This is a genomic window from Microcystis sp. LE19-131.1A (assembly GCF_027532015.1).
Lineage (GTDB): Bacteria > Cyanobacteriota > Cyanobacteriia > Cyanobacteriales > Microcystaceae > Microcystis > Microcystis ichthyoblabe_A.
Window position 1 is genome coordinate 17557 of record NZ_JAPZSS010000111.1, and the last position, 21201, is coordinate 38757.

Sequence of the window (21201 nt, forward strand, 5' to 3'; positions counted from 1 at the left end):
GGAACAGAAAATTTAGCTGATCGTGCTAATAATGTGGGCTGGTAACAAAGAATTGGCTTCAGATTGGAGCAGAGGTACCGCTCCCCTGGAACCCTTTTTCATCTCCTTTTTCACACGAGCAATATAAGGCTCATAATCCACTTGCATTGTGTGACGGGCTGAATAACCGTAACGTTGACAAACTTGTTCTTTTTCTTGGAAGATTTCCCGTTTCATTGTCCTAGAATCGGGCAACTTGTACTCTCCTAATAAGTATTGACTAATCCACTGACTTTGTAATTCAGCGATCGGCATAACCGGACCGATCGGTTGTAATAGGCCAATAAAAAATAAATCACGATAGTCAGGGTGAAAAACATGATGGAATAGTTGTACCTCATTATTTTTAACCTCGATCACTTCTGAACGGAAAAAAGGAAAGCTCACGTTATAGCCAGTGCAATAGATAATTTCATCCACTTTTTCTCGGCTTCCGTCCACAAAGATCACTCCATCTCCATCTAACTTTTGAATGTTGGGTTTCGGTTTAACTCGTCCGTGAGATAGGGCGGAAAAAATATCGGAACTGATGGTAGGATGAGCGTGCATATAAGGATGATCGGGATCGGGGAGACCATACTGGCTTAATTTTCCCACCTGCAATTTCACCGCAAAAGCTTGAATTTTTAATTTCCAGGAGAACGGTAAAAAACGAGGAATTGGCGCTAGATCAAGCGGGGTTCCTAAAACGTGTTTAGGAATAATATGAAAGCCGCGTCTTACGGATAAGTAAGTATTTCGAGCAATCCGAGATACTTCAACGGCAATATCCATCGCAGAATTGCCAAAACCGACTACAACAATATTTTTATCCTGATAAATTTCCCCACTCTTATAGTAATGACTATGGGTTTGTTTGCCCTCAAATTCTCCAGGAAAAGACGGGTTAGGCCAACGAGGATTCCAGTGGTGTCCATTGGCAACAATTAGGGCCCGATAATTATGGCAAGATTGATCGTCGAGAGTAATTTGCCAACCACCCAATTCTAGAGGTTCAGCTTGAACGACTTTTGTTTGAAAATGAATATGGGGCTTAAGGCCAAAATGCTCGGCATAATCATCAAAGTATTGAGCGATTTGACTGTGATGCGGGAAATTAGGATACTCCTCCGACAAAGGATAATCGGAGTATTGCATCAGTTGTTTGGAAGTGTTAATATGCAGGGAGCGATAGGCACTAGATAAACCATTGGCATTGTTATAGACCCAAAGGCCGCCCACACGGTTACTCATTTCATAACAATCAAAGGTAATTCTTCGCTCTTTTAAGACCTTACAAGCTGCGATGCCTGAAGCACCAGCACCGATAATACATACTCGATCGAGCAGGGAATTCATCGTTCTACGTTCTCCAGAGTTTCAAAATTTCACTCGAAAAAGTCAGGGAGGAAATCAGGGGTACCCCCGATTTCCAAAGGGAATTTAATGCTGTTCAACTACTCGATAATGATGTTCCAGAACCGCCGGAAAAGCACCCCGTAGGATGGGCAATAAACGCTCTGTCCAATTCATAAAAACATTCGGTTGGGGACACTCGATCGCTCGGGCAATTACTGCCGCCACCGTATCGGCCGAAGCCATCGGCACTGGAGAACGACCATCAATTAAATACCCGGAACGCTTTTGGGCAACTTGCCAAAATTCTGTCTGAGTTTCCCCAGGACTCACCAAAACGACTTTAAATTGATGGCCCATCTCGCGGCGAGCAACGGTGAGTAGGGATGAAACCGCGCTTTTCGAGGCACTATAAACCCCGTAACCCGTGGGCAAAGCATAGGCAACGACAGAAGAAACACCGACAAAAACACCTTCGTGAAGATGGGGAGCGCTAGCTTGTAAGGTGTAGAGTAAGCCGAAGAGATTCACATCGAATAATTCTCGGGCTTCCTCCTCGCTGGTTGCCAAAATCGGCTTTGTAATGCCGAATCCGGCGTTGGCTACGGCGGCATCTAAACCCCCTAACCCAGCGAAATGATTGATCGCCTCGAATTGTTGGCGACGGTCGCGCACATCGAGAGGATAAAGGTAGGCCTTACCCCCCGCTGCCTGTACTTGTTGGGCAACCTGTTCTAGCTTATCTTGACGACGGGCTGCTAATCCTAAAATATGACCCTCTTGCGCTAATTTAATCGCTAAAGCTTGGCCAATGCCACTAGAAGCACCAGTGATGAAAATACGTCGCATAATTCCTCCTAAGATTGGATAATTGAACAAGAGCAGGGATATTTTTGATGAGAGAGAGAGAAAAGAAATCAGCTTTTTCTCGGGGGGTAAACATTGTCTGAACGGGGTAACTTACCCTAGAAAATATCTACACTTGCAAGGGAACTTTTTCCGCTTCCATTTCGGGAGATTTAGTATCTACTCCCTCGACTGTCCAAGGTTGAAGGGTATCCCCATACTGATACTCTTGAAAAGCCTGTCTCATTTCGGCGATCAATCGGCTTTCGCTGCCATGATTCCCAGTTAAACTATAGATGATATCTCCCAGACCAATGTAAATAGAGGTGGTCAATAATTTTGCCATTGTCCCCAGAGAACGGGGGTGGCAAACTTGGGACAGACCGCCACTTTTCCATTGCAGTTTTAGATACCAAATGGTCAGATAGAAGAAGGTTTTCTTCATGCTGGTAAATACGCTGGTTTGTTTTGGTTCATATTGGGCATTTTCGAGGGCGTGGGTATAACGCTTAGGGGTGTGATAGTCCCAAATCAGTTGATCACTACGGTAACAATCCATTAAGCCGATATTTTTCTTTTGGTCCACCAGTTGATCGAACTGATCGTGAATTTCATAAACTAGACTTCTGAGGGTTGTTTGGAAAGTTTGGACGAACTGGGGGATAAACTCTAAGTCTAAGTGCCATTTGCCCACAAAAATGGGGATCAAAATACCAAACCAAATCATGTTTTCAAAGTAAATTCGCCAACTCATAATACTGGCATCTCCCAAGTGACGACTATGGTTATGCATAAAGAGATTAATCGAGTTGATCAGGGTCAGATTGAATTGATTGTAGGCTTGGCATTTTTCCGCCGCGTTGACTTCTCCGGCTAACTTGGCCCGAATAATCTCCGTAATACTATCGATCGCTGATACGATCATTGTCGATCCGAGAGAATAAAAAGCATCGAAAATACAAGCAGAATCGCCAATCACATACCAATTATCGGGAGAGTATAGGGTTTTACTGGTGTGAGCGAGCCTCGGCCAGTAGTGGAAATCAATATTCTCGGCACTGGTGACCAATTGATAGAGAATATTATGGTTTGCCTTGAGAAATTCATAGAATTTTTCCTTACTATTGAGGCTTTCACTGGAAATATAATCATGGTGGTGAATCACACCGATCGATAATTCCATTGTGTCTATATCGGTGGGAATCATCCATAACCAATGACCTTTACCAAACCAGTGATTGGTTGCGTAGTAATGACTACAGCTTGCTCCTGTGGGGTCGTAACCAGAATGAAAAATTGTTCGATCGACATTTTGAACCCGAACCCAAGCTGAACCAGTATTTACCCCATACAAATCCTTAGAATCGAAACTAATGTTATTAGTTTTCTTGCCGATTAAAAATCTTCTTCCGGCCGCATCTACAAGATGCTTACCCTGTAACTCGATCGACTCGTTTGGTAATTTAACCTTAACGGTATGTAGTTGATCATTCGGGGTCAAATCGATATCCACTACCCGGCCATTATAAAAATCTGCGCCCATTTCCCGATTCATTTTCAGCAGATCGCGTTCAAATTTGGGGCGATTTAGTTGCGTCGAAGCTAAATCCGGTTGCCGATTTGCCCAGATATGAAAGTAATCATCGATGGTTTTTGTCTGATCATTGCGCTTGGGCCAGTGAAAATTCAGACCGTATTTCGGGGGATGATTTTCAATTAAATATTCGTACAATCCTAAATCTTTGCCAAAAAATAGTGTCGCTACTTCAACTGTAGATTCTCCTAATTTGAGATCCTTTTCTGTCCGATTTTCGGGACGAGGATCAATCATAGCGATCCGAATATTAGGAATTTTGAGCATTAGATGTCGAGCTTGACAAAGGCCAGCTAACCCGGCCCCCATAATAATTACATCGTAAGGGCGATTAGACATATTTTTCACGGTAACAACTCCTAGTATTTAAAAAACTTTGGTGGCTTGAATATAGCCGCTCAAGAGATAGGAAAAAACTGATTTAGGGAATACTTCAACTTCGCTAGATTTTTTTCTGGAAAGATTCGGCCAAGAAATTGAGCGATCGGATCAGAAAGCATCTTGAATAGTCGAAGGTAAAAAACTGGGTTGAAATTGACCTTGTTGATCGGCAAGAAGCCAAATTACATCCTGTTCTCCCACGGCAAGTTTCTGGAAATTACCCGCCGCATCCTGACGGAAATACTCGAAACCTAAGGTCATTCCCCGTTCAAATACAGCCCTCAGTTGCATAGAAACGTGAATTTCTTGAAAAGGGAGAGCTTCTCGTAAATAGTCAATCTGACTACGAAGACAACGAAATTCTCCTCTTTGGCCAGAACGTCCATAGAATTCGGGGACTAGGGAGTAACCGAAACGGTCACGTAAACGACCTTGCCAATCACTATAGATGGCGAAGTTAATATTTCCGATCGCATCAGTTTCTTCTAAAGAGGTGAGAAAGGATTCTTGCCGGAGTAATTTTCCTTTCTCGCGGGGGTAATGGCCGCGGTAGAGTTCCTTGCCCAGGGAGAAAAGAGAAGGAACTGGCGAAGTTTGAATCGGTTCATAAAGACCCGCCATAAAATCTCCTAAAAACTGGGGTAGGGGGTGAATTTTTGAGCCTTGACTAGGAGAAATTTCTGTCCAAGTCATGGTTAAAGTACTATGGGCAATTTTTGCTCGTATCTCTTGCTCTGTCACCCGAAACCAGTCGTAACCAAAATTAACAGTTGATCCAGAAACTTCCTGCACCCAAAAATGAACTTCTACTTGATCCTGTAGTCCTAAATCTCCAAAAATCTCTACTTGGCTACGATTGGTTACCATTCCCCACCGTCCCGTTTTGAGATATTCCCCCAAGGTATGACGGATCGGTTGAATTGCCCGGTCTCGTACTTGTCCCATCCAGTGAAAGAAATAGGAAAAATAAACATTTTGGCTAATGGTTGCCGTTTCCTTGTAACCCACAGGCCAGCGCCAGATTAGTTTTTGCAAGGGAGTGGAAACGGTGGTTTGGGGAGGGGAAGAAATGGGGGTTGAATTGACCACCACCGCTACCATTCTTTGAGGATTGCGGGTAAGTTTTACCGGAAAGGTAAGCACAGATAAAGACTGACCGGCAACGAGACCTCGAAATAAAACATTTTCTCCGAGAGATCGTTCTAAAACTAAGTCGATGTCCATGGCTTGGGTAGCTTTCCGGAGAGCTTCTAGGGCAGCCCAGATGCGAGTTGCTGCCTGGTCGATCGATTCTACTCCTCGAGCGAGTAATTGTTGAAGTAGAAGTTCTCGTTTAAAACTCAGTAAAGCGATCCAATCTTGGGGACTTCGTTGAGTAATGGGGGCGATATCGCATCCTTGCCGACCATAACCGGAGACACAGAGACAGAATTGCTCATCATGGGATAGGGAAACCCCGACATTTTCCACTCCCGCTCCTTGCAGAATCGGTTGACCTGATGTTAACCACTGAATTTCAGGAGTTTGAGGGAGTGGTAAACCATCAATCCCCAGGGGAAGAGTTGTTCCAGAAGTGATCGAATATAGCGGTGCTTTCATCGTTTTCCCTGGTTCCCAAGAATCAACGGCGGAAGTAATCGTATCTTGTCTGAATTTGCCCATCTTGAAACATTCTCCGAAACTAGGTGGAGAGAATGAGACGTTTTTCGCACCATTCTCCCGGAATGATTAGGAAGGATTGAGGAAATTTCCGACTGTTTTGGCGAATAAGGGAACTTCCTGTTGTCGGCGCTCACTGCTGGGTAAATTTTGTAAACCGGGTTGATAGGTGAGGGCCAGGGTTGGGGCATCGATCCCGAAAGCTTCGGCCGACTGTTTCAATTGTTCTTGTAATCGCCGTTCGTCCCGTTGACCAGGATTGGCGATTTCCTCCGCCGTGGGATTGTCGCCTCGATGTTCTAGAATCCTTAACTGATAACCTTCTAACGTTTCCAAAACCTCCCCCTGCTCGTTGACTGCCGTGACAGTGGTACGATACTCTTTGCCCTCGCGTCCTTCATTGATAGCTAGTCCAAAACAGGATTGGTTCCGGGGAATTTGGTATAGATCAATACGATCAATGCGGATGGGTAAACAGATATCTTGAGGGATAATCGGTTGTACTGATTGCAGAAGAGAGTCGCGATAGTAGGGATCACCGAGGAGGAACGGTCCATCGGCTCGATCGAAGGTTTCTTTTTCCGTTCGTTCGCCGCCTACTTGGGTGGAGAATAGGAATTCTTTCGAGTTGAGACGATAGACATTTTTTAGTCGTTGAAAACGGGTTCCTTGAAAGAGCAACCAACCGTAAAGATCCTGTTTGGGGTCAAGATCTAGGGGTTGATCGGGTACAGTTACCGTGGAGAGGGGAACTTCGGCACTTTGATCGTCGAGAATCAAGGTGGCGGCAAAATGGGCGATGGTAAACCCTGTCCGTTCCGTACGGATTTCGGCGCGCACTTGTAGCGGCTCAAGAGGAGATTTCTTTTCGAGAACTCGCGCCCAAATTTCGATCTCTACTCCCTGTTCGGGATCGACAACGATCGGTCGCTCTAAGCGGATATCTTGCAGACGAAGCCGAGAAAATGCTGTTTTTTGGCTGACATAGAAGGCGGCCTGAGCCATCGCTTCTAAACCGAAGACAGTAGGGAAAAGATAGGAACCGTTATAGATATGATCCCGAACATAGGAGTCTTGAGTGAGGGTAAGACGGGTACGGAAACCCACTTCTACTCCCAATTCGATGGTGTGAATATTCTCGATAAATGAGAAAGAGGCGGGGGGTTCGTAACGATGGGTACGCCATGTATCAAAGCCCCGTCGCATGGTTTCCACGCCGCCCAATTTGGACGTGACCACTACTTGAGAATCGCCGGGATCTTTAAACATCAGTTCTAAGAATCGATTGACTCCATCTTCTGTGGGCATGGCCTCAATGCCCATCCGGTTGAGATTCCGAACCGTTCCCATGCGTGCCCCCATGCCCACTTCTGACCAGACGCTAAAGGCGATCGCCAAAACCGACGTTTCTGGGTGTCTTTCGCCAAAGTTGCGAAGTAGAAGGTCGAGGGATTCATTGGAAAAGCCATACCAAGTATTCCCGGGTAATCCCAAAACCGCACTAATGGAGGAGAATCCGACAAAAAGTCGCGGCGGCATTTCTTCTAAGGCTTCCATTAGGTTCAAAACGCCTAGGACTTTGGGGGCTACTTCCGATTTGGCCTCGCCGAGAGTGGAATTTTCCACCCGACGGGGTTTGTTTAACGCCGAACCATGAATCACACCGGTGATCGGGCCTAGCTCTTGGCGAACACGAGTAACTAGCTCTCGGACAGCGATCGCATCGGTGACATCACAGGAATAGTAACGACAGATCAGCCGTTCTTCCGCAAACGCCCGTAGGGTTTGGGCGATCTCGCGCGCACTAGCATCAAGGGGATCATCTTGGGGATGGGGAGAACGCCCCACAAGGGCGGTTTTGACTCCAGTGAGTCGAGCGAAAGCGATGGCACATTCGGCGGTAATTCCCTTCGCACCACCGGTAATAAATACCACGTCCTCCGTTGACCAAGATAGGGAACGGGAAGCGTATTGGGTGCGATCCTGTACTTTCGGGCGAGGAAGGCGACGGATCGATTGTTCATCGTAGCCCACGGCTAAATAGGCTTCTTTGCGTCCGATTTCACCAATGATGGTTTCGGTCAACGCGGGCGAGGGGTTTTGGTTGGGTAAATCGATCACCCGTACCTTCAGATCTGCCCGCTCTAAATGCAGACTAGCGGCAAAGCCCATCGTACCGCATTGTTCCAGATTGCTCATTCCGGGTAAACGACCGAAGTGACCTCCCCCGAATTGAAGATAGGCGACGGTGACATATTCCCGTTCTAATTGCTTGGCACTGAGGGGAGTGGCGATCGCTCTAAGGCGAGACATAGCTCGTAGTAATCGCGCCGAGGAATCGACATCCCCTCGCGCTTTTTGCGGCAAAATTCCCAAGAAGTGCGTATATTTCGGGTTTTGAATCCCTCCTTGCCAGGCCATTTCTTCGTAGGTGATCTTCTCGACCATCGCACCCTTGTCTTGCCAGTGCTTCTCCAGCATCTGCACCCAATCGGTTTCTTCCGATTCCGCGACGATGAGAATGCGCGCTTCTGGCCAATTGTCGTAAGCAAATAAATTGGCGGTTTCCCAGTTTTCTCTTTCCTCTGCTGGCAGCTCGATCGCTTCTTCGGGGGAATATTCTACTACGAAGTTACGAACCCAAGGAGAAGAGCTAGAAGCTAGAGAGGGAGCGGTTGGGACGGGTGAAGGATTGTCCGTCCCGAGCGATTGACTATGTTTGGCTAAAATCTCAGCGATTTCGCTCAAGGGGGCATTCGCAAACTGAGCGGGGTCGAGCTGGCCGGCAACGCCCAACTGTTTCGCCGCTTCCGCTACTAATTCTGCGGTTTTAATGGAGTCTAAGTTCAGGTCATCCAGTAAGCGCGATTGTAGGGACAAACTATCGATCGGAAACCCCGTTTTTCCGGCAACCAATTCTAGCAAGAGGCGAGAAATCGTTTGCACATCCTTTCTAGATTCTGTAGTTACCACTGGATTCGGGGTAGAAGGCTCCATTGAGGTAGGCATCACTTCTCGCACGGCTTCGAGAATTTCTTGAAGCGATGCGTTCGCTAGAGTGGTCGGATCCACTTTTCCCGCTACGCTGCACTGCTTGGCAAAATCGGCAATTAATTCCCCTCCCTTAATAGAATCCAAATTTAAGTCATCTAGCAGTCTTGCTCCTAGGTGAATAGTATTTTCGGGAAATCCCGTTTTCTGCGCTACTAAGACAATTAATTGAGTTTCTAAATTGGCAGGAGGTTGGTTAGCCTCGGTGGGGACAGATTTCCCGGGAGCGGAATCGATCATAACCGGTGGTTTTATTGTAGGATTCTCTAGGGTCGGAGCCGAAAAAGAATGGGCCGGACTTTTCCCATTGTTCGGGATATCTGAAGGCTTAAAGTTACTGCCTAGAGACTGTAAATCGGCGCGGATTACTTGAGCGAGAAAGGAACCCCTTTGCTGAAAATAAGCTGAGAGAATTGTCAAAATTCTCTCATTCATTTGTTCGTTGGGAGAAAGTTTTTCGTGAGTCATGGTATCATCCAGCGAATAGGTTTACAGGAAAGAGAGGTTTTCTAAATCAGCCCGAATTAATTCGGCTAAAAATGAGCTTCGTTGCGAAAAATAATGACTGAGAAGATCACTGATTTCCTCTGTGGATAAAGCAGGTAAGTTCTCTAGAGAAGCTGATTTAGATGTGGTTTGAAGTGGAAAAGGGATGATTTGATCGAGTTCCTCAGGCTCGAAATCGAAGGAACGCTCACAAGGATTATCAATGAACAGGCGTTCTGACGCTGGAATAAATGGACGAATTAACCGATTTTCGTAGAAAAAATTCCAATTAATACCAGTTCCTTGCACAAATATCGCCGCAATTGCTGTATTCAGATCCCGTGTATTACCCACTTGAGATTCTAGGGGCAAACAGAGGGGAAATTCAGTGATTTCTGCGGTCAATCCCGAAAGAACTTTTCCTGGACCCACCTCCAACAAGAAGTCACATTGACGAGCAATCTGTTGGTATAGAGAAATAAAATCAACTTGTGCAGTAATTTGGTCGGCGAAGTGTTCTGATAGAGAAATTACTTGGGAAACTTGCTGTCCTGTTTTACTAGATACTAACCACAACTTCGGCGTTGGATATTCCGCAAAAGAGCAAGTTTGGCGAAGTTTTTCCGCCGCCGCCGCCACCATTTGCGAGTGAAAAGCGTTAGCGACGGGTAATTTTTTTCCTTGAATCCCTCGCACCAAAGCCCTTTCAAGAACCGCCAAAACACTATCGACCTCACCCGAAATCACTGTTTGCGAGGGGCTATTTAAATTGGCGATTGTCACATATCCCGCGACTCCTCGTAGTAAGTCTTCCGCTTGAGAACGGGAACAAGCTAAACTGGCCATTGTTCCTGTAGTGGAACTACTCTCCGTCATCACCTGTCCCCGGAGGGCGGCGAAACAAAGTAAAGTTTTTTCGTCATAGCAATCCGCCGCTTGGAAGGCCGTTAATTCTCCTAAACTATGACCGCCCACAGCCACCGGTTTAATTCCTAATCGCTGTAAGTATTTCTGCCATAGTAAGGACACAAAACAAACCGTTTGTGGGGCGATTTGGGTTAAGGCTTGGAACCAATTTTCCACCTCTTCGCGATTGATGGCTCGATCGAGAGGACGGTAGATCACCGGACCGATCGGCACAAATCCCGCTTCTTGCAACCATTGATCGGCTTGGGAGAGAAAATCCTGCGCCCAGGGGTAACGTTCCACCAACATCCGCGCCATATTTAAACGTTGTGAACCTTGGCCGGGGAAGAGAAAGCCGATTTTGGTTCGTTGCACCTTTTCGGCTAACCAAAGATCCTTTTGGGGAGAGACGCGCATTTCTCCGCTTCTAAGGGGGGACTCTGTGAGCAGTAGGGAGAGGCGATCGAGTCCCGTGGATAATTCCCCGGGAGTTGCTGCGATCAGGGCGGCCCTCGTAGAGCAGTGTTCAGGTAATTCTTGCGCCAATTTAGCCGCTAAATCGGGCATTTCTGCCAAACTCATGCCTTCTACTCGCGGTTTCAGCTTTTCGACGATTTTGAACAGGTCTGTCGTTGAATTCGCCCCAAAAACAAATAACTCTGTATCTTGGTTAGACACGAATAAAGCTCGTTCGGCTATGCCAGATTTGAGACGAGTTGTCGCCGGATCGCCGGAAGAAAGGGTCACATGGGAGTTAATGCCCCCAAAACCCATCGCCGACACTCCTGCGCGTAAAACCTCCGTTTCTGGGTAGATTTCCCCTAGTTGCACTGGATATAAACATTGGGCGCTCTCCTCGAAAACCGGATTCGGTTCTTGACAGTTAACGGTAGGGGGAACGATCCGCTGATTAACCGCCATGACCGCTTTAATGAAACCCCCGATCCCGGCCGCCGCTTTCGTATGACCAACTAGGGATTTAAAAGAAGTCATGCCACAGGAACGAGGGGGGGCAGGTTTCGAGGCGTTCATGGCTAGGGCTACCCCTTCAATTTCAGCCCGATCGCCTACGGGGGTTCCGGTTCCATGTCCTTCAATAAAATGAAGAGACTGGGGACTATAACCGGCTTTTTCGTAAGCTCTTAATAGTGCTTTGGACTGTCCCACCTTGGAGGGTGCGGTAATGCCTCCTTTGCCGTCGGAGGACAGAGCCCAGCCGTCCAACAGGGCATAAATGTAGTCGCCATCGGCCTGTGCGTCCGCTAAGCGTTTGAGGACAACAAAACCACATCCTTCTCCTGGAACAAAACCACTGGCTCGGCGATCATACACTTTCATATCCTGGCTGGTTAAGGCGCCGGTTTTGGCGAAACCAATTAATTCAAAGGTATCGAGACTGATATCAATGCCACCGGCTAAGGCCATGTCTAAATCGCCATTACTTAAAGCATTGGCGGCAGTGACAACGGCGATTAGGGAGGAGGAACAAGCACCATCAACCGTATAACCACCACCGTCAAAATTAAAAAAGTTACAGATTCGTCCGGCTATGGTGTTGGACAGTCCCCCAGCTAGGGTATCTTCGGTAATGGGTGGGAAAACGGATTTATAGAATTTCTCCATTGTTTCGAGAAGTTCTTCCACAATTGTTCCAGACAGTCCTTTGACTTCGGCAGCAGCCCGCAAGGCTCTTCGTACGTAGGGCCAACGTAACCGCATCACATTCGATCGAGTATGTTCTCCAGTTAAGGAATTGCCGAGAATGACCCCGGTTTTTTGGGTGGGAATGGTATCTCGACGATACCCAGCATCTTCGATCGCTTTGTCGGCTATTTCTAAGGCTAACCAATGCACGATGTCGGTTCCATCGACCGTTTTTTTGGGAACTCGACGATTAATCCAGTCGAATTGAAAGCCATCAATGAAGGCCCCGCGTGTTCCGTAGGTTTTATCGGGAGTGGCGGGATCGGGATCATAATATTCCGAGAGTGGTAAACGTTGATCGGGAAACTGGCGAAATTGACAACGACGCGCCAAAATATTCTCCCAAAGTTCGCTTAATTGGTTGGCACCAGGGTAATGGCAACCCATTCCGACAACGGCTATAGGATTGGCGATTTTATCGCTTTGAGTTTTCGGCATTTTTTTCCTTGTTTTGAGGACAATAATTGTGTTTGATAACTATCTGGTTATCCTAGGAGCGACGGAACCCAGCCAGGTCTTTTTTCGGTATTTCCCGAAAGCTTATAATTTATTGTCATTTAGCAATTACAACTATCTCATTGGCACTCAAAATAACCTTGATAAAATCACGGTATATAAGCCAAGGTATTCAATTATTCAAAGTATTTTCCAGAGAAATGTTAAAGGGAAAACTTTAGCATTTACTCTATAGTTGTAACTTGTTCACAAGTATATGGGTAAGTTTCAGCAGTGACAATCGAAGTTTGGGATGTTAAGGGAGAAGATAAGCGGCTCTTCTGGAAGTTTAGGATGTTAAGCAAGAAGATAAGCTGCTCTTCTCGACTTTGTGTGATCATCAGTGCTGATCATTCGTAGGAGTCTTGGCGACGGCAAGGCTTTGAAGAGTCAATTCGGGAGCATCTCATTTATGCATTAGAGAAGGAAAATCAAGCTCTGCGGGAAAAGATAGCCGAGCTGGAGAGGAGACTGGGATTAAATACTCAGAATAGTTCTCAGCCCCCTCAACAGACGGACTTAAGAAGGAACAAGGAACAAACAAGTTTTTACTCAAGTTCTCAAGGGGGAAGTTCTGGTTTTTTCCTAATTTGTCAAGACCTCGGTAGTTACGTTACTTTTTACTTTTATAAAAGGGTTTTTTAACGACGGTAGCGGGGTAGGTACTGCCGCGAATTTCCACTTCGAGCGCCTGTCCGATCGAGGCGAAAGGTGTGGGAAGATAGGCTAAAGCGATCGCTGTGCTCAAAGTTGGTGATAAAGTGCCACTGGTGACTTTACCCACCGCTTCCCCAGCGAATACTACTGGATAATCGTGACGCGCGATATGTTTGCCTGACATCTGCAATCCCACCAAGAGCCGATTGACACCATTAAGTTTTTGGTCTTCAAGGACATTGCGACCGATAAAATCGCCTTTTTCTGGCAGATGAACCAACCAATTTAAGCCAGCCTCTAGGGGACTCGTGCTATCGTCGATATCCTGTCCATAAAGGGCTAAAGCTGCCTCTAAACGCAGGGTATCCCTGGCCCCCAAACCGCAGGGAGTCACCCCTAAATTTAAGAATTCTGTCCAAAGTTGCTGCCCGATTTCAGGGGGGGCCATAATTTCAAACCCATCTTCTCCCGTGTAACCGGTCCTAGCGATAAAAACTTTTTCCCCGAAAAGCTGGCTTTCCCAGTGATTAAATAGGCCAAAATCGCTTAATTTTTCCCTGATCAAGGGCTGTAAAATTGTCGCTGCCTTTGGTCCTTGCAGGGCAATTAAGACCCTTTCTCGGGATAAATCCTTTAATTTGACCCCCGATCCCTCTAAATTGCCTAAAATCCATTCTCGATCTTTATCGGTGGTTGAGGCATTAACAATTAATACGCCTTGGCTTTCGCTTTGGTAGTAAAAGATAATATCATCGATTATGCCACCGTCTGGGTTAAGTAAAACGCTATACTGTGCCTTTCCTGCCCTTAAACGGGCTAAATTAGAAGGAACTAGGGTTTGGAGAGATTGAACCAGATTATCTCCAGTTAAGATAAATTTGCCCATGTGGGAAATGTCAAACATCCCGACACCGTTGCGGACAGCATTATGTTCGATTTTTAGGCCGCTAAACTGTATCGGCATCTCCCAACCCGCAAAAGGGGTAAATTTGCTGGTTTGTTGGGCAATTAAGTTGTATAAGGGGGTACGAATAGCGGGGGAAGTTGCTTCTTGGTTAGCCACGGTGTTCTCGATCGAATGGTTTTCTGCCTAGAGTAGCATAGCAGTTATCAGTTATCAGTGACCAGTTATCCGTTATCCGTTACAGCCTTTCTCGTCAAGATGAAGTATAACTCAATTTGGTATTGACGACCAGCGACCGGCTCCCCAAAAGGAAAACTTCGTACCTCACCATTAAGATAACTGTTAGAGCAGATTTGAGTTTTCAGTCCACTGATTACTGTTTACTGATCACTGAACTAGAGGACTCGATTAAGCTTGCCGCTTTGATAACCTTCTAGATCGAGGGTGACATAGATAAAGCCTAATTTTTGCAGATCAGCGACTAATTCGCTTAAATTTGTCCGATTAATAAAGTCGGGAATTTCCGCTGCCGGTAATTCAATCCGTGCCGTATCGCCGCTCGATCGCACCCGTAATTGACGATAACCTAATTTTCGCAGATAAATCTCCGCCCGTCCGACTCTTTGCAATTTCTCCAGGCTAATTTCCTCCCCGTAGGGAAAACGGGAACTTAAACAGGGTTGCGCCGGTTTATCCCACCAAGGTAAATTTAAGTAACGGGATAGTTGACGAACTTCGCTTTTTGTGATAGCAATTTCCGCCAAAGGTGAACGAGCGCCGCGTTCCCTAGCTGCTTGAATCCCGGGACGATAATCCCTTAAATCATCAGCATTAACGCCATCGATGACGTAGGAATAACCACGAGCTAGAGCAAGGGGTTTAAGGGTGTCGTGTAGCTCACTTTTGCAGAAATAACAGCGATTAACGGGATTACTGGTGTAATTAGGGTTATTCATTTCCTCGGTTTCCACCAATTCATGTCGAATACCGATATAATCGGCCTGAGCGATCGCTTCTTCCAATTCTTCCGGCAGTAGGGAGGGGGAAACCGCCGTAATTGCCAATGCTTGACTCCCTAGCAAATCATAGGCCACTTTGGCCACTAGGGTACTATCCACGCCCCCAGAATAGGCAATCAGCGCTTTTTCGCTGGTTTGTAAGAGGTTTTGTAATTGTCCGAGTTTATCAAGTAATTGACTGTCCATGGCGGCGATTTTAGCAACTGGTTTAGGGAGACCGTTTTTTATTATATGCCGTGCCGTAATTAATCAGGGCTACCCCTCGATTTATGCTGCCATAATTTTGTCAATAATTGGGCTATCTTTGGCAATTTTTACTAGAAAATAATCTCGCTATTCTAAGGATAGGCGTTGAAACTTTTTGCCGCAAACCCTAATTATTTCCTTCGCTCCTATAGCACCGCGCAATAACCCTCCCCACAGGAATGTAAACAAGCGAATACTTGATCTGATCTCAAAGGATTAGGATAAAGCGATGATACCAAGATTTTGATCTCCCTCAAAAGATAAAATAGCTTCGTAGTTATCTCTTAACAATGATTCTATAGTTTTAGTAGAGCAATTTCCCAAACGAATCCAAATTACTTTAGGCGGAAACCCTTTAAGAATTAGTAATTCATTAAAATCAGAATCTTTAGTGACAATAATATAGTCTTGTATTTTAGCGATTTCCCAGACATAATAATCAGATTCTTGGTCTAATCCCAGCAAGTAAAGATGATTAGAATCGGGATAAATATCAACTAATAGACTAACTAAACGAGGTGATAAATTGTGATCGAAAAGTAATTTCATTAGTTAACTAAAATGGTTTGACGTTCACGCTCGGCGGCATAACTCAAACAGGCTAAAATATCCGCCTTGGTTAAGTAAGGAAAATCTTCTAAAATTTCCTCATAAGTCATTCCCGAAGCCAGATAGGAGAGAACATCATAAACAGTAATTCTCATTCCTCTAATACAAGGTTTTCCGCTCCTTTTTCCCGGTTCTATGGTAATAATATCTTTGTATGACATAATGTTGATTAACTGGTGATCAAATCTAAAATTGATGATAGCATTTCGGGACAACCCCTCTGTAGTTGCCCCTGCCAAGGATAATTTATCCCCGACGACGAAGGGAAGCGGCACCCAACGCACCAACAGCGATTAAACTCACTATACCACTAGGTTCGGGGGTTGAAACCGTTGGAGCAGGAGTGATATCCCCATTAAGAGCCACAAACCCACCCCCGGCAACATTAGCGGAGTTTTCAGCATAGAACCAGATAGTGGAGGAGTCAGCATTCAGTCCATAGAGACGGAACTGCACCGGTCCGGTTTGGGGTGCTAAACTGCTTAGGTCAAAGCTGTAGGTATTAAAGCTAGTTGTTAAGTTCACTTGTGTCCCTAAATTATTGGTGAACCCATCAACACTAGAGCGCAAGACTAAATCTAGCCGCGTTTCATCCTGCCTCGCATTGAGTTGCAAGTCAGTAAAATCGACTTGAAAACCTGCACTAGGTTGTACGGCAAATTCGACATATTGGCCGGTATTAACAGTGCTATTTCCATTCCACCGATCCGGCGATGTACCAACAGTAGAACCCAAGACGAAATCTGGCTGAACCCGGCGATCTATCCCAGCAGTGTTTAACCCCGTGCTGGTTATATTCGCACCTACATTATCCGCCGCTTTGGGATAGGTTGCGGTAGCGGCATTAAATGAATTCCAACCAGCTACTATTGCCGCTTGAGCAGGAGCAACCCCGGCTAACCCCATCAGAGTCAAGGGGGTTAACATTGTCAGTAATTTTTTCATAGATTTGATGACAGTAATAGGACAAAATTATGATCATATTTAACGCTAGTTTTGCGCCAATATCCCACAGCGAAAATATCACAAGGGGGGGGGGAAGTCAAGGGTTATTTAATCATAATTTTTTATTGATTTTTATATTTAAGATAGTTATGGGTTATATAAATATTTTTGACTGGTTGCAAGGTTATAGCTGGCAACGCAGATAAGCGAGGTTCTACCTCTACTTATTTCTTTGACCGAAATGATCACCTTCGCTCCTAGGTTCCCCCGCAATAAATTGACCTGGTGCATCTTACATTTGCAGGAATACCGACAATCAGCAATTATACTAAATCCGTTGAGTATAGGCTACTTATAAAGGAGAGAACCTCATGCAAAAGGGGGAATAAATAATCAGTTTTTAATAACCAGATTTAGTATTAGCTTGTTGGCGAATTTTATCTTTAATATAGTCGGGAATAGGGCTAGGATTCATGCTTCTAATGGTGAAATTAATCCTCTTTTAACCGCTTCATTTAATCCTTGTGCCTTCTTTAACAAGTTTATTTGATAAATTTGCATCAATGACCAAAGTTCCCTATTTTCAAAGGTTGATAAATCCCCCTCTTGTTGTTGATTGAGCAACTCGCTTAATCTTTGATCCTGTTCTGATGCCATTTGTAATTGAGTTAATTTGATAATTTCTTCATCTGATAATGAATTTAGGGATGAGATTTTTTGGCCTTGATAATTGGGACTAATAGAAAAAGCGATCGCTTCTACTAATATATCATTAAGATCACGGTTAATTGAATGGGCTAAGGATTGAGCTAGATTAAAAATCTCATCAGGTAGGGTTAAAGTAATTGAAATGGCCATAAGCCTTTTTTATGTGGGGTTATAGAGATATTATGATTATACCTCAAATTTTTGTTACCCATAGGGATAAACTGGTTCAAAAGTAACAGAATAGCTTCTTTAAGCTTCTTTTATCAACCTCAGATTTCGAGGCAAGATTTACCGATAACTTAACTCACGGCAAGACTGATTAAATTTCGATATAAAATATATTGTCCTAAAGCTATTTCAAAATATCTCATAGGTGAGGGACTTAAAAAGCTTTTGATTTCCACAACAATTTTACGTCCATTTCTTTCAGCAGCCAAAGGTTTTTCTGCTGCTAAATCAGCAAAAATTCAACATCTTTATATTTAATTTTATAAGGATCAGCTAAAATAGTCCAACCGTCTTTAATTAAGGCATTTTTCACGGCTTCATGGTAAATATCTTTTGCTGGCATGGTTCTAAAAAAGTAATTTCATTAGTTATATTTAATTTTATTAACAATCCTAAGTCTGATAAAATCGGTGATCAAATCTAAATCAGTTATCGACTCTGGTTCAAAAGTAACAGAATAGCTCATTTAAGGTTCTATCCCATATATTTTATCCACCTCAGCTGCGGGAATAGTCGCTCTTCCTTGTAATCTTTTTTGTTGGATTTATAATAACTTTTCTTTAGCGGAAAAAACAGTTATAATTCTTTGACTGGCAGTAGGAGTTAGTATCCATAGTCTGGGAATATTTTCTGATAATAAGGGTAAGGGTTGTTGATGACGGTGAGCTTCTCTTTGTAATTGTTCCCGCACAGTAAACAGTTTAGATAAACAGGCAATAATGCCCTCAATCGTGACCGGGTTGCGATAGGGTTCAAATAGACAAGGGGTTTGAGCTAATCGGCCCAATAAACCTAATTCGGGCGGTATTTCTGGGGAAGTCGGTCGAAAATACACATCGATTTCTTGAGTTTTTGCCGTCACATCAAGGCTGGTTTTCACGTCACCGGAAGAAGAGAGAAAGGTTTCGAGGTAGTCTTTCACTAAATTTATCCCAAAGAAAGCGAGTCAAGGCTGAAGTGATTCAATCAATGATGATGGTTATTTTATCATCTTCAAAGCCTATTTATTAGTTCAGCCAATTAATTAAGTCAGCTTGAGTCTCAAAGTCTAGTAATGCTTCTCCTAAGTCTTCTAATTTTTCTACTGAGAGTTTTTGAATAGTTTCGGTGATATGCGGGGGCAATTCACCAAAACGTCGCTTTAGTTGACGTAGCACTAACTTGGATGCTTCTTTTTGAAGTCCGATAGCTTCTCCTTGTTGAATCCCTTCGATTCTACCTTTTTGAAGTCCGATAGCTTCTCCTTGTTGAATAGCTTTTTCTCTATCTTGTTCGTATAAAGGGGCTAAACGCATGATAAATTTTCTCTCCTCCTGGGTTCTTTTGGGTAAGGCTTGCAAGTTTCTACTCAAATTGTATAATAATTTTAAGGAAGCTGATTTAAAGGGATGACTAGGAGACAAGGCCTCTAATTCATCAATCGCTCTGCTTCTGGTTCCTCCTCTACCTAATAATCTTAACCAAAGGGTTTCAGGGGTTTCAGGTAATTGATGCAGGACAATAATGGCTGTGGTTAATGCTGGAGGTAAAAAATAAATTCCTTCTCCCCAATCTGGATGATTGAGAGCGGAAAAAGCAGTTATAATCCTCTGACTGGCCGTAGGAGTTATTATCCATAGTCTAGGGATATTTTCTGCTAATAAGGGTTGTTGATTGCGGTGAGCTTCTCTTTGTAATTGTTCCCGCACAGTAAACAGTTTAGATAAACAGGCAATAATGCCATCAATCGTGACCGGATTGCGATAGGGTTCCAATAAACAAGGGGTTTGAGCTAATCGGCCCAATAAACCTAATTCGGGCGGCATTTCTGGGGAAGTCGGTCGAAAATACACATCGATTTCTTGAGTTTTTGCCGTCACATCAAGGCTAGTTTTCACGTCACCGGAAGAAGAGAGAAAGGTTTCGAGGTAGTCTTTCACTAAATTTATCCCAAAGAAAGCGAGTCAAGGCTGAAGTGATTCAATCAATGATGATGGTTATTTTATCATCTTCAAAGCCTGATTAGGAAAATTGGCAGCATTGCAGCTTTAGTTACAGATTTTTCCTAGTTTTTGCGCTAGAACTGAAAGGTTAATCAGCAAAAAACGCGCTCGACGAATGAAACCGCAAATCATCGTCTGTGGATTAGGTCGCACGGGTTATAAAATCTTTTGTTTACTCAAACAACAATCTGCGGCAGTGGTAGCGATTAGCGATCGCCAAATGGTCTGCGAATACCAGTCTGATATTATTATCGGCGATCCCTGCTCTCCTAAAACTCTCCTGCAAGCTGGCCTTCCAGATGCAGAAACCCTAGTTTTGGCCATCGATAACGACGCACTCAATCTGGAAATTCTCACCCGCGCAAGGATAATTAACCCGAAAATTCGGATAGTTAACCGACTATTTAACGAAACTTTAGGAGAAAGACTCGATCAAACCCTCCCTGCTCACGTTAGCATGAGCGTTGCTTCCCTAGCAGCCCCGATCTTTTCCTTTGCTGCCCTTGGTAATAAAGCTATCGGTCAATTACAGCTATTCGATCGCCTTTGGCCGATTCAAGAGATAATTATCGAGGAAAATCATCCTTGGTGGGGATTACCCCTCTACGAACTTTGGGACGATCCGGCCCGGATGTTAATCTATTATCTCCCCGCTCACGACGAAATTGATCTGGTTTCCGCAGTTCTTTCGGGCAAAAAACTCCAAACTGGCGATCATCTGATTATCGGCAATAAACCGACAATTAAGGCAAAACAGCGTTTTAAACTGCAAAAGTGGCTGAGAAATCTACTCAATCTCCGTCCCTATCAGCACTATGTCCAACCGGTAATTCTTGTCACCCTTTCCCTCTTGGGGATGATTTCCCTTGCTACCATTACCTATCTCAGCGTTAATCAAAAAATTTCCCTCGTCGATTCCCTCTATTTTTCCGTCGGGATGATTACCGGCGCCGGAGGTAACGAAAAAGTGGCCGAATCTACTCCCGATAGTATCAAAATTTTTACCGTGGTCATGATGATTGTCGGTGCGGGGGTTATCGGTATCTGTTATGCTCTCCTCAACGATTTTATTCTCGGTAGTCGCTTTAAGCAGTTTTGGGATGCTACCCGCATTCCCGTCCGCAATCATCACATTAGGGACTTGCGCTTTGATAATGTACCATTTAGGGCTGGTCTTATTCTTCTAGAGAGCGATTTTCAAAGCTGGGATATTATTCCCACGCAAGTCCCTAACTACTGGTTTAAGGTAAATCCGTCGCCCCCATTAAAAAGCGATCGCATTCCCTGGCGGCCCCGCGACCTTCATTAATCGCCCAAACCACCAAACTTTGACCACGACGACAATCCCCCGCTGCAAAGACTTTCGGTAAGCTAGTGGCAAATTGACCGTGTTCGGCCTTGATATTG

15 protein-coding genes and 3 pseudogenes are annotated in these 21201 nt (G+C 44.7%); 2 read left to right on the forward strand and 16 right to left on the reverse strand.

What is annotated here, in order from left to right; translation table 11 throughout:
• Positions 1 to 12: 12 nt before the first annotated feature.
• From O9323_RS09830 to O9323_RS09855, 6 genes are all read right to left on the reverse strand, one after another.
• On the reverse strand, positions 13 to 1377 hold the full coding sequence (locus tag O9323_RS09830; protein WP_002753510.1) for a flavin-containing monooxygenase: 1365 nt from the start codon (positions 1375 to 1377) through the stop codon (positions 13 to 15).
• Positions 1378 to 1461: 84 nt separating this feature from the next.
• Entirely contained in the window at positions 1462 to 2223 is a 762-nt protein-coding gene (locus O9323_RS09835; RefSeq protein WP_288125030.1) for an SDR family NAD(P)-dependent oxidoreductase, read from the reverse strand.
• 127 nt (positions 2224 to 2350) lie between these two features.
• Positions 2351 to 4162 (reverse strand): NAD(P)/FAD-dependent oxidoreductase, encoded by a 1812-nt coding sequence (locus tag O9323_RS09840; protein ID WP_288125031.1) that lies wholly within the window; start codon positions 4160 to 4162, stop codon positions 2351 to 2353.
• A 141-nt stretch (positions 4163 to 4303) separates the two neighbouring features.
• Complete coding sequence (locus O9323_RS09845; RefSeq protein WP_002753489.1) at positions 4304 to 5857, reverse strand: thioesterase family protein; 1554 nt, start codon at positions 5855 to 5857, stop codon at positions 4304 to 4306.
• Positions 5858 to 5923: 66 nt separating this feature from the next.
• Positions 5924 to 9373 carry an SDR family NAD(P)-dependent oxidoreductase gene (locus tag O9323_RS09850; protein WP_002753487.1) on the reverse strand — a complete coding sequence of 1150 codons (3450 nt, stop codon included), beginning with the start codon at positions 9371 to 9373 and terminating at the stop codon, positions 5924 to 5926.
• 21 nt (positions 9374 to 9394) lie between these two features.
• Positions 9395 to 12439 (reverse strand): type I polyketide synthase, encoded by a 3045-nt coding sequence (locus O9323_RS09855; RefSeq protein WP_002753486.1) that lies wholly within the window; start codon positions 12437 to 12439, stop codon positions 9395 to 9397.
• Positions 12440 to 12904: 465 nt separating this feature from the next.
• Between O9323_RS09855 and O9323_RS22600 the strand changes: the two genes are divergently transcribed.
• Positions 12905 to 13141, forward strand: coding sequence for a DUF6444 domain-containing protein (locus O9323_RS22600; RefSeq protein ID WP_223210824.1), 237 nt, complete (start codon positions 12905 to 12907; stop codon positions 13139 to 13141).
• On the opposite strand, the gene gcvT is transcribed toward O9323_RS22600, so the two are convergent.
• The 9 genes and pseudogenes from gcvT to O9323_RS09900 all read right to left on the reverse strand — a co-directional run bounded on the left by gcvT (position 13110) and on the right by O9323_RS09900 (position 19731).
• Positions 13110 to 14216 carry a glycine cleavage system aminomethyltransferase GcvT gene (gene gcvT, locus O9323_RS09860; protein ID WP_288125032.1) on the reverse strand — a complete coding sequence of 369 codons (1107 nt, stop codon included), beginning with the start codon at positions 14214 to 14216 and terminating at the stop codon, positions 13110 to 13112. The genes O9323_RS22600 and gcvT overlap by 32 nt on opposite strands.
• 236 nt (positions 14217 to 14452) lie before the next feature.
• Positions 14453 to 15262, reverse strand: a complete 810-nt coding sequence (larE, locus tag O9323_RS09865; protein ID WP_002740227.1) for an ATP-dependent sacrificial sulfur transferase LarE — start codon at positions 15260 to 15262, stop codon at positions 14453 to 14455.
• 276 nt (positions 15263 to 15538) lie between these two features.
• Positions 15539 to 15871 carry a DUF5615 family PIN-like protein gene (locus tag O9323_RS09870; protein ID WP_002786907.1) on the reverse strand — a complete coding sequence of 111 codons (333 nt, stop codon included), beginning with the start codon at positions 15869 to 15871 and terminating at the stop codon, positions 15539 to 15541.
• Positions 15871 to 16092, reverse strand: coding sequence for a DUF433 domain-containing protein (locus tag O9323_RS09875; protein ID WP_002750124.1), 222 nt, complete (start codon positions 16090 to 16092; stop codon positions 15871 to 15873). Before O9323_RS09875 ends, O9323_RS09870 begins: the two co-directional genes overlap by 1 nt.
• Before the next feature lie 85 nt (positions 16093 to 16177).
• A complete protein-coding gene (locus O9323_RS09880; RefSeq protein ID WP_002750125.1) occupies positions 16178 to 16876 on the reverse strand; it encodes a PEP-CTERM sorting domain-containing protein in 699 nt (232 codons plus the stop codon).
• 471 nt (positions 16877 to 17347) lie between these two features.
• Positions 17348 to 17734 carry a hypothetical protein gene (locus O9323_RS09885; RefSeq protein ID WP_002739795.1) on the reverse strand — a complete coding sequence of 129 codons (387 nt, stop codon included), beginning with the start codon at positions 17732 to 17734 and terminating at the stop codon, positions 17348 to 17350.
• Positions 17735 to 17895: 161 nt separating this feature from the next.
• Positions 17896 to 18155, reverse strand: a pseudogene (locus tag O9323_RS09890) (element excision factor XisH family protein); the annotation flags it as partial.
• Between the two features lie 201 nt (positions 18156 to 18356).
• Positions 18357 to 18734 carry a hypothetical protein gene (locus O9323_RS09895; RefSeq protein ID WP_002750127.1) on the reverse strand — a complete coding sequence of 126 codons (378 nt, stop codon included), beginning with the start codon at positions 18732 to 18734 and terminating at the stop codon, positions 18357 to 18359.
• 85 nt (positions 18735 to 18819) lie between these two features.
• Positions 18820 to 19731, reverse strand: a complete 912-nt coding sequence (locus O9323_RS09900) for a DUF4351 domain-containing protein (protein WP_288125033.1) — start codon at positions 19729 to 19731, stop codon at positions 18820 to 18822.
• Between the two features lie 178 nt (positions 19732 to 19909).
• Between O9323_RS09900 and O9323_RS09905 the strand changes: the two are divergent.
• Positions 19910 to 20929, forward strand: a pseudogene (locus tag O9323_RS09905) (potassium channel family protein); the annotation flags it as partial.
• 106 nt (positions 20930 to 21035) lie between these two features.
• On the opposite strand, the pseudogene O9323_RS09910 reads toward O9323_RS09905, so the two are convergent.
• Positions 21036 to 21201: pseudogene (locus O9323_RS09910) on the reverse strand (glutamate synthase); the annotation flags it as partial.

Bases quoted from the DNA above. Each gene is read 5' to 3' on its own strand.
- O9323_RS09830 (WP_002753510.1), bottom strand. From the start codon at position 1,377: ATGAATTCCCTGCTCGATCGAGTATGTATTATCGGTGCTGGTGCTTCA.
- O9323_RS09880 (WP_002750125.1), bottom strand. From the start codon at position 16,876: ATGAAAAAATTACTGACAATGTTAACCCCCTTGACTCTGATGGGGTTA.
- larE (WP_002740227.1), bottom strand. From the start codon at position 15,262: ATGGACAGTCAATTACTTGATAAACTCGGACAATTACAAAACCTCTTA.
- O9323_RS09850 (WP_002753487.1), bottom strand. From the start codon at position 9,373: ATGACTCACGAAAAACTTTCTCCCAACGAACAAATGAATGAGAGAATT.
- O9323_RS09835 (WP_288125030.1), bottom strand. From the start codon at position 2,223: ATGCGACGTATTTTCATCACTGGTGCTTCTAGTGGCATTGGCCAAGCT.
- O9323_RS09855 (WP_002753486.1), bottom strand. From the start codon at position 12,439: ATGCCGAAAACTCAAAGCGATAAAATCGCCAATCCTATAGCCGTTGTC.
- O9323_RS09885 (WP_002739795.1), bottom strand. From the start codon at position 17,734: ATGGCCATTTCAATTACTTTAACCCTACCTGATGAGATTTTTAATCTA.
- O9323_RS09870 (WP_002786907.1), bottom strand. From the start codon at position 15,871: ATGAAATTACTTTTCGATCACAATTTATCACCTCGTTTAGTTAGTCTA.
- O9323_RS09845 (WP_002753489.1), bottom strand. From the start codon at position 5,857: ATGGGCAAATTCAGACAAGATACGATTACTTCCGCCGTTGATTCTTGG.
- O9323_RS09875 (WP_002750124.1), bottom strand. From the start codon at position 16,092: ATGTCATACAAAGATATTATTACCATAGAACCGGGAAAAAGGAGCGGA.